The organism is Pelagimonas sp. (genome assembly GCF_050633425.1).
Lineage (GTDB): Bacteria > Pseudomonadota > Alphaproteobacteria > Rhodobacterales > Rhodobacteraceae > Pelagimonas.
Genome location: NZ_JBOEGM010000021.1, coordinates 95,343 through 109,736, shown reverse-complemented (window position 1 = coordinate 109,736; position 14,394 = coordinate 95,343). Strand labels below are relative to the sequence as shown.

The following is a 14,394-nucleotide window of genomic DNA, read 5'->3' as shown; positions in this document are numbered from 1 at the left end:
GTGCTCTGGAACGAGTGATGCAGGTTCTCGCCGAAATCCCAACCTAGAAAACCTTTTGACAGAGCCCGCGTTGCCGATTAATTTCTAGCAATAAAATAAATGGCGATGGGAGTCGCCGCTGACTTTCCGTGGGAGGAAATCATGTATCTTGGGCTTGATCTGGGCACATCGGGGCTGCGCGCCCTTTTGGTGGATGAAAACGGTGCGCCGGTGGGGTCAGCAGAGGCGCATTATGATGTTTCGCACCCGCATTCTGGCTGGAGCGAACAGGACCCGGCGGATTGGGTAACCGCTTGTAAAACAGTGATTTCAGATCTCAAAAAAACCCAAAGCGCCGCATTTGCCAAGCTGAGTGGTATCGGGATCAGCGGCCATATGCATGGCGCGGTTTTGCTGGGTGCGGATGACGCGGTTTTGCGGCCCTGTATCTTGTGGAATGACACCCGTTGCGCCGATGAAGCAGCGATGTTGGACGCGGCCTCTGGTGTGCGCGAACTGTCTGGAAACATTGTTTTCCCCGGATTTACCGCGCCGAAATTGCTCTGGGTTGAGGCCCATGAACCCGATATTTTTGCACAGGTGAAGAAAGTCTTGCTGCCCAAGGATTACCTGCGGCTTTGGCTGACCGGTGATCATGTGGGGGATATGTCAGATGCGGCTGGGACAAGCTGGCTTGATGTTGGTGCGCGGAACTGGTCAGATTTGCTTTTGAAACAAGGGCATATGCGCGAAGATCAAATGCCGCGCCTAGTGGAAGGATCGGGCATGTCCGGGGTGGTGCGGCCTGCGCTGCGCGATGACTGGGGCACCGGTGAGGTCGCGGTGGCGGGCGGTGGCGGCGATAATGCGGTCGCGGCCTGTGGCGTTGGCTGTTTCAAAGAGGGGCAGGGGTTTGTGTCGCTGGGGACCTCGGGGGTTTTGTTGGCGGCGAAGGATAGCTTTGCCCCCGATCCCGCGACGGCGGTGCATACGTTTTGCCACGCGGTGCCGGGGCGTTGGTATCAGATGGGGGTGATTTTGGCGGCGACAGATGCGCTCAACTGGCTCTCGGCGCGGCTCAAACAAAGCCCGGCAGAGTTGTCGGCTTTGGTTGCATCGGTGGATGGGCCGGGTAAGGCGTTGTTTTTACCATATTTATCAGGTGAGCGCACACCGCATAACGATAGTGACATGCGCGGTGCTTTGGTTGGGCTTGATGTCGGTGGGGGCGATGAGGCGCTGGTCCAGGCGGTGATGGAGGGCGTGTGTTATGCCCTGCGCGATTGTCTGGAGGCCTTGCGGGCGACCGGGACGGAGTTGACCGAAGTGCTGGCGATTGGCGGCGGCACGCAAAGCCGGGTCTGGACGGAAATGTTGGCGACGGTGCTGAACCTGCCGCTGTCCTTGCCCAAGGACGGTGAATTTGGCGCGGCGCTGGGGGCGGCACGCTTGGCGATGGTGGCGCGCGGTGCGGAAGTTGAAGAGGTGATGACCCAGCCAGACATCGGCGAAGTGATTGCGCCCAAGGCGGATTTGGTGGCCGATTATGAGGCGGCCTATCAGAGGTATCGCGCGCTATATCCGGCGATTAAGGGCGCGTTGGCATGAGGTTTTTGTGGTTGGCGGCGGTTCCGTTCGCGGCGGCGGCCTCAGCCGATATGATTGAGCCGGTTTTTGAAACGCCGGACGCCGCGCGGGTCAATCTGGGCTGGCAGCTGTTTTACGATCCGATCCTGTCGGGCAATCGCAACACCAGCTGTGCCACCTGTCATCACCCCAGGTTTGGCACGTCGGACGGGGTGTCGTTGAGTTTGGGGGAAGGGGCCATGGGCCTCGGGCCGGAGCGTAAAATTGGCGCGGAGAATGTGCCCGAACAGCGCATCCCACGCAACGCCCCGGCCTTGTTCAACCTTGGCGCTGATGAGTTTTCGGTGATGTTCCATGATGGGCGCCTTGAGGCAGACGCCAGTCAACCCGATGGTATGCGCACGCCCTTGGGCAGTGAAATGCTGGCTGGATTTGACGGGGTTTTGTCGGCGCAGGCGATGTTTCCGGTCCTGTCGGGTGATGAAATGGCCGGGCATTACAGCGAGAATGAGGTGGCGCAGGCGGTGCGGCTTGGGTTTTTGTCATCACCGGGGGGCGCTTGGGATCGGATTGCGGCGCGGGTGGCCGAGGTGCCGGAATACCGCGCTCAGTTTGATGCGGTTTTGGGGCAGGGGACCGAGATTGGCTTCCCCCAGATCGCCAATGTGATTGCGGATTTCATTGCGGTGGAATGGCGCGCCGATGACAGCGATTTTGACCGCTATTTGCGTGACGGGGCGGCGCTGGATGAGGCGGCTGAGCGCGGGCGGGTGTTGTTTTACGGCGCGGCAGGTTGTGGCGGGTGCCATACGGGGTGGTTTCAGACCGATCACGGTTTTCACGCCATTGCCTGGCCGCAGGTTGGGCCGGGCAAAGCGGCGCGCTTTGAAAACCATGCGCGGGATGTTGGGCGGATGCGGGTGACCGGGTTGGAGGCGGATGCCTATGCGTTTCGCACCCCGTCATTGCGCAACGTGACCAAGACCGGTCCCTATGGGCATAATGGGGCCTTTGCCACGTTGGAGGCCGCGGTGCGCCACCATCTGGACCCGGTTGCCAGCTTGCAAAACTATGATCGCGAACAGGTGGTTTTCTTGGATCTGGACGGGGCGTCGGATTGGAAAGCCACGGATGATGCGGCAGAAACGGCTCGGATTGCGGCGGCCAATGTGTTGGAGCCTGTGGTGTTAGATGATGGGCAAGTCGCTGATATATTGTCGTTTTTGGAGGCGTTGACCGATGATCGTTGGCAGGTCGGGCGCTTGGGCGTGCCCGACACTGTGCCAAGTGGGTTCCCAGTGGACCGCTGAGATCAGCGGTTCACAATCACCACGCCATTGACGGCCACTTCTGCCCAATCGGTGGTCGTTTGGTCGGGCCAGGTCACCTGAACTTTTGCGCTTGGCCAGTTACCAAGGCCGAAATGATGGCGGGTCAAGTCACCGCCCGCATGACCGCCCCCTATGGTCACTTCGCGGGTTTGGCACGGCGCGCCAAGCGGGGCACAGACCTGAATATGGGCTCCGACGGCAGAGGTGTTGATTTCGGGCCCGTAGATGTCAAGGAGAAGCCAATTGCCGCCCTCGGTGACATTCTCATAGAGCTCCATCGGCACGCGGCGGTTGACCACAGCGAGATCCAGCAAACCGTCGCCATTGAAGTCAACCAAGGCCGCGCCGCGACTGCGGGCCATTGAAGCGATGCCCGCCGGACCAGAGTGTTCGGAAAACACGCCATCGGCGGATTGCACCAAGAGCGTGTTGGGGTCTTGCATGGCTGCGTCAGGCATTTGTTCGACATTGCCCTTGGCCACAAAAATATCGTCGAGACCGTCATTGTTCACGTCGCCAAACGCCGCGTGCCAGCCTGTGGAGGGGCGGCCATCTTCGCCGATATGAGGGCGATGGGCGGTGGTGCCGCGCGCATAGGTGGCGTCGATATAGGTCGGTCCGGGCGCGCCGGCGTCATAGGTTTGCAGCTTTTGATCGCCCATTGAGGTGAGGTAAACATCGGCAAACCCGTCGCCGGAAATATCGCGCGAAGCGATGCCCATGCCCCAGATGCTGTAGGGCTTCCAGCCGTCCTCAGCGGTGTAACGGCGCGGCGTTTCTTCCATCGCCCAGAGCTGTTCTTGCCCGCCTTTGACATAGTAATGCCGGTCATTTGAGACGCGCAGATCGGAGCGGCCGCTACGGGACCAATCGGTGAAGAGCATAGAAAGCGCGCAATATCCGGGTGTTAGGTGGAGGGGTGCCGTGTATCTGTCGCCATCGGGGCGATAGAGCAGCGTGTCATCGCAGGTTTGAAACGGCCCCTTGGGATCGGAGCGATCCACATAGGTGCCAAAGGCAAGCGTGGGTAAGGTTTGGCCCGCTTCCCATGTTGCGGAAAAGGCGGTCGTCCAGTGATCGCCGCTTTGAAATCCCAAATCCATCGGCTCGAACTGGCAATCGCCAAGGCCGCGCATCAACATGTCAGGTCCAACGCGCAGGATCACCAGATCGGTGAACAAGTCGTTGTCGATATTGATCGGATAAGCGCCAATGACGCCGGTCAGGGCAAGAGCCGCGGGGGTTTGAGCCTGAAAACTGATTGATTGCATCGAAGTATTGCGCATGAGTTGCGCCGAATTTTCGCCGCCGGCGACATAGAGGTCGGGGAGGGTATCAAAGTTGCAATCAAAGGCCGCAACGCCACCGCCGACAAAATGCTCCCAACCGCCATCGTAGATGTGTTCGGGGATGTCGCGCGGTTCAAAACGGGGATCGGTGGCCAAGGCTGTGGTGCCAATTGTGGTGCCGAGCAGGCAAAGTCGGATGGAATTACGCAACATCGGCAGGGGCCTCTCGGACGGATAGAGCGGACACTTGTTCGATGGCATAGGCGGCGGCGCCTTTGGCCCACATGTGATCGCCCCAGGCATGAACGCGCACTTCGGGGAGCGGGGCGTCGACTTGGACAACGGATTGGCGCATTGTTTCAAGCACGGTGTCGGCATGCAGATAGTCAAAAGACAGACGTTCCCCGGCCAGAATGATTAATTTTGGGTCAAAGATGTTGACCAGATTCGCCAACCCCATGGCAAACATCCGCCCGGCCCGATCAAAAATAGAGCGGGCCATGGTGTCGCCCGACTGGGCGCGTTTGAACAGCGTTGCGACATCGCCCAAAGGGGTTTCGCGGTCCATGATATTGGCCTCGCGCAGGAGCGCATAATTGCCGACATACGCCTCAAGGCAGCCACGTTGACCGCATTGGCACAGAGCCCCTTCGAGCTGGACTTTGGTGTGGCCAAATTCGGCCCCGCAGCCGCGGGTGCCCCGATAAATTTCTCCATCAATCACGATGCCCATACCGACACCATGTTCGATTGTAACGACGATAAAATCGTCCACATTGCGGCCTTCGCCAAACAGATGTTCGGCCTTGGCGACCAGGTTTGCATCGTTATCGAGAAAGACCGGGCAGGGCATGGTGGCGTCCAGATGTGCGCCGAGATTGACGTTGCGATCGGTGAGCGACGAGGACCAATAGGAAAAGCGGCGCTTGGCATCAACAAGGCCGGCAAGCGCGACGCCAATTCCAGATAAGTCATTGATCGTAAAGCCACCTTTTTCGCAGGCCTGAGACACGGCTGTGTGCATAGTGTCGCAAAAATGTGGGGTGGCCATGCGCGGTTCGGGCAGGGTCATTTCATGGGAAAGCACATCGTTGCCCTCAAAGTCGAGGATCAAAACCGAGACGATGTTATGCGCCACCTTGAGCCCGGCGACCATGTGTGCACCGCCGCGCAAACGCAAGGCCACACGGGGGCGACCGCGCTTGGTGCTTGGCTTGGCATCGGGGCTTGGTTCTGGGATGATCTCTTCGATCAATCCGGCCTCAAGCAATTGCGATGTTATGACCGTCACTGTGGCCGGGCTAAACCCGGTGCGCTTTGCGATGTCGATACGGGCAATGGTGCCTGCGGCCCGGATCAGATCCAGCACCAAGAGACGGCCCGTTTCTCGTTGATCATTTTTTTCTGGTAGCGCCAAAACGCATCTCCCCCCTCGTGACCTTGCCCGCCGATGGTTCGGAACAGGAAGGACTCACCCTGTCAAACAGAATAATTATTTTGAGACTCAAAAAAAGTATTTTTTAGTCAGTAAATAAATGTTATACCCGATTCCACAAGCTGACCCGGAGAGCCATCGGCCCAGATCATTTTGGGACACTCGCACTCCGGATACGGCTTCGAAGACGAAAATATTGATTGTTTCGATAGGGAGGAGAAACATGAAACTCGTAACAGGTATCTCTGCGCTGGCCATGACCATCGCAATGGCAGGCGGCGCAATGGCCGAGGGTCTGACAATCGGCGTGAGCTGGTCCAACTTTCAGGAAGAACGCTGGAAAACAGACGAGGCGGCCATCAAAAGCGCATTGGACGCGGCCGGTGCATCTTATATCTCTGCTGACGCGCAGTCCTCTTCGGGCAAGCAGCTGTCTGACATTGAATCGCTGATCGCCCAAGGCGCAGATGCGTTGATCATTCTGGGTCAGGACACAGCGGCGGTTATTCCGGCGGTTCAGGCCGCAGCGGACGAAGAAATCCCTGTGATTGCTTATGACCGTCTGATCGAAGACAGCCGCGCGTTCTATCTGACATTTGACAACGTTGAAGTTGGCCGGATGCAGGCGCGTGCCGTTCTGGAAGCGATGCCAAAGGGCAACTACGTTATGATCAAGGGTTCGCCCACCGATCCTAACGCAGATTTCCTGCGCGGTGGTCAGCAAGAGATCATCCAGGCCGCAGTTGACGCGGGTGACATCAAGATTGTTGCCGAAGCCTATACAGATGGTTGGGTTCCTGCGAACGCACAGCGTAACATGGAACAGATCCTGACGGCACAAGACAACAAAGTTGACGCGGTTGTGGCCTCAAACGACGGGACCGCCGGTGGTGTTGTTGCGGCTCTGACGGCGCAAGGTCTTGAAGGCATGCCGGTGTCCGGTCAGGACGGCGACCATGCCGCTCTGAACCGCGTTGCCACAGGCACTCAGACCGTTTCGGTTTGGAAAGACGCCCGTGAGCTTGGCAAAGCGGCGGGTACAATCGCTGTGGCTCTGGCCAAGGGCGAAAGCGTTGACGGCGCTGTTGAGTGGACATCCCCAGGCGGCACAACCATGAACTCCATGTTCCTGGCCCCTGTTCCAATCACGGCCGACAACCTGAACGTTGTGATCGACGCTGGCTGGATCGAAAAAGACGCGCTGTGCGCGGGTTCCAGCCTCGAAGTTTGTAAGTAAGACTTAGTAACTCACGTCCCCTCGGCCACGCGCCGGGGGGACACACCAAATATCTCCTTTGAAAATTCGGCGTTCCCCTAGAACTGATGCGGCGGCAGGCTGCACAGAGGAATTGCCGTTTTTCTCACAACTGCGATCCGGGACGTGGTTCACATGCAAAACAATGCGAAAAACTTTTTCTCAAAGCTTGGGTTAGACACCCGGCTTTTGGGCATGATCGGGGCGCTTGTCGTTCTGTGGATCGTGTTCGACGTTATCACGGGGGGGCGTTTTCTAACGCCGCGCAACCTGTTTAACCTGTCGGTGCAAACCGCCTCGGTCGCTGTGATGGCGACTGGCATGGTGTTTGTAATCGTCACACGAAATATCGACCTGTCGGTTGGCTCGATGCTGGGCTTTATCGGCATGACGGTTGCAGCGTTGCAGGTCAAAGTGCTGCCGGATGTCATGGGCCTTGGCCATCCGATGATTTGGGTGATCGGTGTCTTGGCAGCGATTGCAATGGGCGCGATGCTGGGGGCGTTTCAGGGCTGGATCATCGGCTATCTGACCGTGCCGGCCTTTATCGTGACGCTGGGCGGATTTCTGGTCTATCGCGGCGCGATGTGGTGGGTCACCGAAGGGCAAACCCAAGCGCCTTTGGACGCGACATTCCGCCTGTTGGGCGGGGGCGCAGAGGGCACATTGGGTGTGACGCTCAGCTGGGCCTTTGGCGTGCTGGCCGCAGTGGCCGCCGTGGGCATCATGTTGATGAGCCGACGCCGCAAGGAAAGCCACGGCTTTACCGTGAAACCGGTCTGGGCTGAAGGTATTTTGATGGGGCTCGCCGGTGGTTTGATCATCTGTTTTGTCTGGGTCATGAACTCTTACCCGATTGCCAAAGGCGCGATGAAGCGGATCGCCAAGGCCGATGGGATTGAGCTTACCGAGGGGTTGGTTTGGTATCACGGAGTTGCCATTCCGGTGGTGATCTTGCTGGCCGTCACGGTGGGAATGACCATCGTGGCACAGCGCACCCGCTTTGGGCGCTATGTCTATGCGACCGGTGGCAACCCGGAGGCGGCTGAGCTGTCTGGTATCAATACCCGCCTGCTGACGGTCAAGATTTTCGCGCTGATGGGCGCGTTGACCGGGATCGCGTCGATCATCGCCTCAGCACGGTTGAACGCGGTGGATGTGGGGCTTGGCACCTTGGACGAACTGCGCGTGATCGCGGCGGCCGTTATCGGTGGCACCGCTTTGTCGGGTGGCTTTGGCACGATTTATGGCGCCGTGATCGGCGCGTTGATCATGCAGTCGCTGCAATCGGGCATGGCCTCGGTCGGGGTTGACGCACCGCTGCAAAGCATCGTTGTCGGCATCGTTCTGGTCTTTGCCGTGTGGATCGACATCGTCTATCGCCGTCGCACCGGCCAATAAGGAGAAATATTATGGATAAGCAAACTCCTTTGGTGGAAATGAAAAATATGGGCATCTCCTTTGGTGGTGTTCATGCGGTGGACGACGTGTCGGTCGATTTGTATCCGGGGGAAGTTGTCGGTCTGCTTGGCCACAACGGCGCGGGGAAATCGACGCTGATCAAGATGCTGTCAGGTGCCTATCAGGGCACGGGCGACATCTATGTGAACGGTGAACATGTGGAAATTCACAACCCACGTGATGCGCGCAAGCACAATATTGAGACGATCTATCAGACACTTGCGCTGGCAGATAACCTCGATGCGGCGGCGAACCTGTTCCTTGGTCGTGAGCTGATGACACCAGCGGGCACGCTGGATGATGACGCGATGGAGGCCGAAACCCGCAAGATCATGGGCCGGTTGAACCCGAACTTTCAAAAGTTCAGTTCGCCCGTGTCGGCCTTGTCGGGTGGTCAGCGCCAGTCGGTGGCGATTGCCCGCGCGGTCTATTTCAACGCGCGCATTCTGATTATGGACGAACCAACAGCGGCTTTGGGGCCGCAGGAAACCCAGATGGTGGCCGAGCTGATCCAACAGCTCAAGGCCGAGGGTATCGGGATCTTCCTGATCGACCACGATGTGCATGCGGTTCTGGAGCTTTGTGACCGCGCAAGCGTGATGAAGAACGGCAAGCTGGTTGGCACGGTGAACATCCCAGATGTGACCGATGATGACCTGCTGAGCATGATTATCCTGGGCAAGAAACCGGGTGAGAAAGCCGCAGGATAACACGCAATTGGCCCCGGGAACGGCCGGGGTCTCAACCTTATTTGTTTCAAGGACCTCCGAGATGAGCACTGGTTTCTTCGACGGTATCGAAAAGATTAAATACGAGGGTGCACAGAGCACCAACCCAATGGCGTTCCATCACTATAACCCTGACGAAATTGTCATGGGCAAACGGATGGAAGAGCATCTGCGCTTTGCCGTGGCGTGGTGGCACAGTTTTGCCTGGGAAGGCGGCGATCCTTTTGGTGGACAGACATTTGTGCGCCCGTGGTATCCCCAAGATGATATGGAGCGCGCGAAGCTCAAGGCCGATGTGGCCTTTGAGATGTTCGACATTCTCGGCGCGCCGTATTTCTGCTGGCATGACGCGGATATTCGCCCTGAGCAGGGGTCGTTTGCGGGCAATCTGGCAACGCTGAACGAGATCACCGATTATATCGGTGAGAAGATGGAAGCGGGCGGGCCCGACCTGTTGTGGGGCACGGCGAATATGTTTTCGCATCGTCGCTATATGAGCGGGGCGTCAACCAATCCCGACCCGGATGTGTTTGCCTTTGCCGCGGCGACGGTGAAGTCCTGCATGGATGCGACCCATAAACTTGGCGGACAGAACTATGTGTTGTGGGGCGGTCGAGAAGGGTACGAGACGCTGTTGAACACTGATCTGGGCGCTGAGCTGGACCATATGGGCCGGTTTTTGAACATGGTTGTGGATTACAAACACAAGATTGGTTTCAAAGGCGCGATCTTGGTCGAACCCAAGCCGCAGGAACCCAGCAAACATCAATATGATTACGATGCCGCGACGTGTATCGGATTTTTGCGCAAGTATGGCCTTGAGAATGAAGTGAAGCTGAACCTTGAGCAGGGGCATGCGATCTTGGCCGGACATTCGTTTGAGCATGAAATCGCAACGGCCGTCGCCGAAGGGATGCTTGGCTCGATTGATATGAACCGCAATGATTACCAATCGGGGTGGGACACGGACCAATTCCCCAATAACACACCCGAAGTGGCGCTGGCCTATTACCACATCCTGAAATCGGGTGGGTTCACCACCGGTGGCACCAATTTCGATGCCAAAGTGCGGCGTCAATCGATTGATGCGGCCGATCTGGTGGCGGCACATGTGGGCGGCATGGATATCTGCGCGCGCGGCCTAAAAGCGGCAGCGGAGATGATCGAAGATGGCGGCCTGGAGAGTGCTTTATCTGAGCGATATGACGGTTGGAATTCCGACAGCGCTAAAACGATGCTGGGCAGCGATTTGGGCGCGATCACCCAGCGTGTGTTGGATGAAAGCATCAACCCTGAACCGCGCTCGGGGCGTCAGGAGATCCTGGAAAACTACGTCAATCGCTTTGTCTAAACGACTGTTTGACTGACTGAGACGCCCTCCGAGAGATCGGGGGGCGTTTTTATTGCGGCGAAATTTGGCCGGATTTTTTTGCGCACTGACAGTTCTGCCGGGTTTTCGACAATTGATTCTGGTGCTTGAATGGCGCATGATGGACCGGAGACAGTATGCCGGACCAGACGGGAAAACCCGCACCGGCCTTCGGATAGGCCCCGTGTTGGGCTGCAGGCAAAGACAGGATTGGTATGAGGAACGCAGCACTTTTGTTGGTGATGGTTGGCGCGCTGGCGGCTTGTGGCGGCGGCAAAAAGGAACGCGTATCGCGTTACTATGGCGGTGCAAGCTCGACTTTTGCGACGGGGCCGGTGTCTAAGGCCTGTTTGCAGGCCAATCGCAAAGCCGCAAATCGACGGTTATGCGGGTGTATTCAAGGTGTTGCCAATGCATCCTTGTCGTCGAGCGACCAGAAAATGGCGGTGAGCTTCTTTAAGGATCCACATCGCGCGCAGGAAATCCGCCAGTCTGATAACAGCCGGAATGAGGCCTTTTGGAAGCGCTATAAGGCGTTTTTGGCCCGCTCTGAAAAGAGCTGTAGCGGGTATTGATCGGCGCCGCCTGAGGCAGCTGGGCGCACGTAACCCCGCATTCCCCTAGATATTTAGGGCACCAACGACGATGAGACCCGTGCTGTTAGGCGCGGGCTTTTTGCGGTGGCGGGGTCAGATCCGTGAGGCGGGTTTCGGCGGTGAGGGCGTGACCAACCATGCCTTCGGCCCGCGAGATGACCGAGGTCGCATCAGCCAATTGTGGGAGCGCAGCGTCGGTGACTTCTTGCCATGTGGTGGTTTTTAGGAACTTGTGGACTGACAAGCCGCCCGTATAGCGCGCGGCACCTGATGTTGGCAGCACGTGGTTGGGGCCAGCGGCCTTGTCCCCGAAGGCCACGGTGGTGCTTTCCCCAAGAAAAAGAGAGCCATAGGCGTTGAGAGACTGGCACCACCAGTCGAGATCATCGCATTGCACATGCAGATGTTCAGGCGCGAAACGATCGGCTTCGATGCGCATTTCATCGCGGTTGTCGCATAGGATGACCTCTCCCATGGCGTCCCAAGCCGCGCGGGCGGCCTCGGCGTTTTCGGGGGGCAAGGACGCGATTGTTTGCGGGATCAAACGCAACACAGTTTCGGCCAGAGCGGAACAGTCGGTCACCAGCCAGCAAGGCGAGGTCGGGCCGTGTTCTGCCTGTCCGATCAGATCAAGGGCAACGCGGGTCGGATCGGCGGTGTGATCTGCGAGGATCAAGACATCTGTGGGACCGGCAAACATGTCGATGCCGACGGGACCAAAGAGCTGGCGCTTGGCTTCGGCCACATAGGCGTTGCCGGGACCCGCAAGCACATCGGCGGCGGGGGTGTCAAAGAGGCCAAACGCCATGGCTGCGATGCCCTGCACGCCGCCCAATGTCAGAATGGTGTCAGCCCCGGCGAGGTCCATGGCAAAGAGCGTGGGGGCGTCAATGCTGTCGCCGCGTGGGGGGGCACAGGCGGTGATATGAGGCACGCCAGCGGCGCGGGCGGTGGCGATGGTCATCAGGGCCGAGGCGATGTGGGCATAGCGCCCACCGGGAACGTAACAGCCAGCGGAGGAGACCGGGAGAAGCCTTTGCCCGGCGACAAGACCGGGGCGGATTTCGGTGCGAAATTCGGAGATCGACGCGCGCTGGGCCTCGGCGAAAACGCGAATGTTGTCATGGGCATAGCGCAGGGCATCTTGAAGCTGGAGCGGGGTTTGCCTCCGGGCATTTTCGATCTGTTCGGCGGTTACGATGATGTCACCGGTCCAGCCATCAAGACGGCGGGCGTACTCGCGCGCGGCCTCTTCGCCTTGGCTGCCCAACCGGGCCAGCATGATTTGGACGGTATCAGAAACATCGGCCTGCGCGGCGTCGGGCAGGCCGGGGGCGGTTTTCAGATGTTTGGGCGGCATGGGCGGGAAATCCTTGACGAAACGGGGAGAGTTTTGGAAAAGCTGAAACTGGAGCGGCGCGAAGAGGACGGATTATGTTGATCAAGGGCGTTACCCTGCGGGGCCTTGAAGTGTTTGAAGCCCTGGCGTCGAGCGGATCGGTGGCACGGGCCGCCGAGATCACCGGGCTGAGCCAACCTGCGGTGAGCCAGCAGATGCGCAACCTTGAGGCGGCGCTGGGAACCGATTTGGTCGATCATGGTCGCAGGCCGATGCAATTGACCCCGGCCGGTCGCGGGTATCTGAACCGCACGCAAACGGTTCTGGCGCAACTGCGGGTGGCGCAAAGCGAGCTGACGGTGATGGATTTGACCCATCTCAGTACCCTGAGCCTTGGGGTCATTGACGATTTCGACAATGATCTGACTCCGCGTTTGGTCACCATGTTGGCCGAGAGCCTGAGCCGGTGTCGGTTCAAACTGACCACCGCGCCGAGCCATGAGATTTCGCATGAGATGGAGGCGCGCAGATTGCATATTGCCATCGCAGCCTCGAGCGGGGCAGCGGCCAAGGGGATTATTGAATATCCGCTGGTGAGAGACCCATTTATCCTTGTTTGTCAAAGGGGTGCGGTGGCTCGTGCCGGTGGGGTGGATGCGCTGATCCAGGCCGAACCCTTGCTGCGATATGACCGGGAACAACGGATCGGCGCACAGATTGAAGCGCATCTGGCACGGCAAAAACTGGAATTTGCGGAGCGTTTTGAAATTGGAGCGCATCTGTCGTTGATGACATTGGTGGCGCGCGGCATGGGCTGGGGTCTGACGACACCGCTGGGATATATGCGAGCAGGTCGTCTGCACGATCAGATGGAGGCGCATCCGGTGCCGTTCAAACCTTTTTCGCGCACCATTTCGTTGTTTGCTGGATCGGATTGGGCCGACAAGGTGCCGCGTGACGTCGCGCGCACGACACGGATGTTGGTCAATGAGATGGTAATCAACCCTGCATTGCAGAACCTGCCCTGGCTCGAAGGGGAGCTGAGGGTGCTGGACGCGTGAAGAAAAGCTGGCGTTGATCATGACGGTGCAGTTTGCCCGATAGGGCACGCCGATCAAGGGGGCAGCCCGCTGATTTCAGATCAGCGGAGCAGAGATTTGAAGAGTTGGAATATAGCGCGACTGGGGCAGGTCTGGCCCGAGCTTTTCTCCGAGCTTTGGCCTGAGCTTTTGTCCGTGCGCTCACCCCTTTGTTAAACCCGCAGTTAAACCGGCAAGAAGGCCCGCAGAGATGCCTCAAACTCACGCGGTTTTTCGGCATGAAGCCAGTGACCAGCCCCGGGAATCTTGGCAAAGCGGGCTTGGGGGAAATGCCCGCGGATTTTGGGGCGGTAATCGCGCGTCACATAATCGGATTCGGCCCCAGATAAAAACAAGGTCGGACCGTCGTAAGTACCTGTGACGTCTGGGAAACCCAAGATGTTTGGCATCTGATCGGCCAAGGCATCAAGGTTGAGTTTCCAGGATTGGTTTTTGATGTCCAGCGATTGGGTGAAAAAGGCCTGAAGGGTGGTGTCATCGACATGTTCGGCCAGTTGCGCCACCGCATCCGAGCGTTTGGTAACGCGGGTCAGATCAACCTTGCGCATGGCTTCGATGAACTGAATCTGGCTATGGGTGTAAGACACCGGGGCGATGTCGGCGATGATCAGACGGTTCACCAATTCGGGCCGGCTCAGCGCCAAGACCATAGAGGCTTTGCCCCCCATGGAATGACCAACCACATCGGCAGTGCCGCCATGGGCTTCGATCACCTTGGCCAAATCGGCGGCCATCGCGGGATAGTCATGCACGTCCGCGCGAAAACTATCGCCGTGATTGCGCATATCGGGGGTCAGAACGAGACGTTCATCCGACATGCGTTTGGCGATCACACCCCAATTGCGCCCCGATCCATAAAGCCCGTGCACAATCAACAAAGGCGGCGTCGGGCCGGGTTGGCCGACAGTTAACGTATTGAGCATGA

12 protein-coding genes are annotated in these 14,394 nt (G+C 58.4%); 8 read left to right on the top strand and 4 right to left on the bottom strand.

The features are described from left to right. Positions 1–141 precede the first annotated feature (141 nt). On the top strand, positions 142–1,587 hold the full coding sequence (gene xylB, locus ACRBB0_RS18355) for a xylulokinase (protein WP_431375951.1): 1,446 nt from the start codon (positions 142–144) through the stop codon (positions 1,585–1,587). Further along, positions 1,584–2,876, top strand: a complete 1,293-nt coding sequence (locus tag ACRBB0_RS18350; RefSeq protein WP_431375908.1) for a cytochrome-c peroxidase — start codon at positions 1,584–1,586, stop codon at positions 2,874–2,876. The genes xylB and ACRBB0_RS18350 overlap by 4 nt, the downstream gene beginning before the upstream one ends. A gap of 2 nt (positions 2,877–2,878) precedes the next feature. On the opposite strand, the gene ACRBB0_RS18345 is transcribed toward ACRBB0_RS18350, so the two are convergent. Together ACRBB0_RS18345 and ACRBB0_RS18340 are read right to left on the bottom strand one after the other, a co-directional pair. Continuing rightward, a complete protein-coding gene (locus ACRBB0_RS18345) occupies positions 2,879–4,399 on the bottom strand; it encodes a CRTAC1 family protein (RefSeq protein ID WP_431375907.1) in 1,521 nt (506 codons plus the stop codon). Continuing rightward, positions 4,389–5,603: an ROK family transcriptional regulator gene (locus tag ACRBB0_RS18340; protein WP_431375906.1), complete on the bottom strand. Its 1,215-nt coding sequence runs from the start codon at positions 5,601–5,603 to the stop codon at positions 4,389–4,391. Before ACRBB0_RS18340 ends, ACRBB0_RS18345 begins: the two co-directional genes overlap by 11 nt. A gap of 274 nt (positions 5,604–5,877) precedes the next feature. On the opposite strand from ACRBB0_RS18340, the gene xylF reads away from it, so the two are divergent. From xylF to ACRBB0_RS18315, 5 genes are all read left to right on the top strand, one after another. After that, positions 5,878–6,858 carry a D-xylose ABC transporter substrate-binding protein gene (gene xylF, locus ACRBB0_RS18335; protein WP_431375950.1) on the top strand — a complete coding sequence of 327 codons (981 nt, stop codon included), beginning with the start codon at positions 5,878–5,880 and terminating at the stop codon, positions 6,856–6,858. 153 nt (positions 6,859–7,011) lie between these two features. Then, entirely contained in the window at positions 7,012–8,277 is a 1,266-nt protein-coding gene (locus ACRBB0_RS18330; RefSeq protein ID WP_431375905.1) for a sugar ABC transporter permease, read from the top strand. A gap of 11 nt (positions 8,278–8,288) precedes the next feature. Continuing rightward, positions 8,289–9,047 carry an ATP-binding cassette domain-containing protein gene (locus ACRBB0_RS18325; protein WP_431375904.1) on the top strand — a complete coding sequence of 253 codons (759 nt, stop codon included), beginning with the start codon at positions 8,289–8,291 and terminating at the stop codon, positions 9,045–9,047. Positions 9,048–9,108: 61 nt separating this feature from the next. Then, a complete protein-coding gene (gene xylA / locus ACRBB0_RS18320; protein ID WP_431375903.1) occupies positions 9,109–10,416 on the top strand; it encodes a xylose isomerase in 1,308 nt (435 codons plus the stop codon). Positions 10,417–10,649: 233 nt separating this feature from the next. After that, positions 10,650–11,009 carry an arginine transporter gene (locus tag ACRBB0_RS18315; protein ID WP_431375902.1) on the top strand — a complete coding sequence of 120 codons (360 nt, stop codon included), beginning with the start codon at positions 10,650–10,652 and terminating at the stop codon, positions 11,007–11,009. A gap of 85 nt (positions 11,010–11,094) precedes the next feature. Here ACRBB0_RS18315 and hisD read toward each other — a convergent pair whose 3' ends face one another. Continuing rightward, complete coding sequence (hisD, locus tag ACRBB0_RS18310) at positions 11,095–12,390, bottom strand: histidinol dehydrogenase (protein ID WP_431375901.1); 1,296 nt, start codon at positions 12,388–12,390, stop codon at positions 11,095–11,097. A 74-nt stretch (positions 12,391–12,464) separates the two neighbouring features. Here hisD and ACRBB0_RS18305 point away from each other — a divergent pair, with 74 nt between their 5' ends. Continuing rightward, entirely contained in the window at positions 12,465–13,430 is a 966-nt protein-coding gene (locus tag ACRBB0_RS18305) for a LysR family transcriptional regulator (protein ID WP_431375900.1), read from the top strand. Between the two features lie 203 nt (positions 13,431–13,633). Here ACRBB0_RS18305 and ACRBB0_RS18300 read toward each other — a convergent pair whose 3' ends face one another. Next, positions 13,634–14,392 carry an alpha/beta fold hydrolase gene (locus ACRBB0_RS18300; RefSeq protein ID WP_431375899.1) on the bottom strand — a complete coding sequence of 253 codons (759 nt, stop codon included), beginning with the start codon at positions 14,390–14,392 and terminating at the stop codon, positions 13,634–13,636. Positions 14,393–14,394 lie beyond the last annotated feature (2 nt).

Bases quoted from the DNA above. Each gene is read 5' to 3' on its own strand.
- ACRBB0_RS18300 (WP_431375899.1), bottom strand. From the start codon at position 14,392: ATGCTCAATACGTTAACTGTCGGCCAACCCGGCCCGACGCCGCCTTTG.
- ACRBB0_RS18345 (WP_431375907.1), bottom strand. From the start codon at position 4,399: ATGTTGCGTAATTCCATCCGACTTTGCCTGCTCGGCACCACAATTGGC.
- ACRBB0_RS18325 (WP_431375904.1), top strand. From the start codon at position 8,289: ATGGATAAGCAAACTCCTTTGGTGGAAATGAAAAATATGGGCATCTCC.
- ACRBB0_RS18350 (WP_431375908.1), top strand. From the start codon at position 1,584: ATGAGGTTTTTGTGGTTGGCGGCGGTTCCGTTCGCGGCGGCGGCCTCA.
- xylB (WP_431375951.1), top strand. From the start codon at position 142: ATGTATCTTGGGCTTGATCTGGGCACATCGGGGCTGCGCGCCCTTTTG.
- ACRBB0_RS18315 (WP_431375902.1), top strand. From the start codon at position 10,650: ATGAGGAACGCAGCACTTTTGTTGGTGATGGTTGGCGCGCTGGCGGCT.
- hisD (WP_431375901.1), bottom strand. From the start codon at position 12,390: ATGCCGCCCAAACATCTGAAAACCGCCCCCGGCCTGCCCGACGCCGCG.
- xylA (WP_431375903.1), top strand. From the start codon at position 9,109: ATGAGCACTGGTTTCTTCGACGGTATCGAAAAGATTAAATACGAGGGT.
- ACRBB0_RS18305 (WP_431375900.1), top strand. From the start codon at position 12,465: ATGTTGATCAAGGGCGTTACCCTGCGGGGCCTTGAAGTGTTTGAAGCC.
- ACRBB0_RS18330 (WP_431375905.1), top strand. From the start codon at position 7,012: ATGCAAAACAATGCGAAAAACTTTTTCTCAAAGCTTGGGTTAGACACC.
- xylF (WP_431375950.1), top strand. From the start codon at position 5,878: ATGACCATCGCAATGGCAGGCGGCGCAATGGCCGAGGGTCTGACAATC.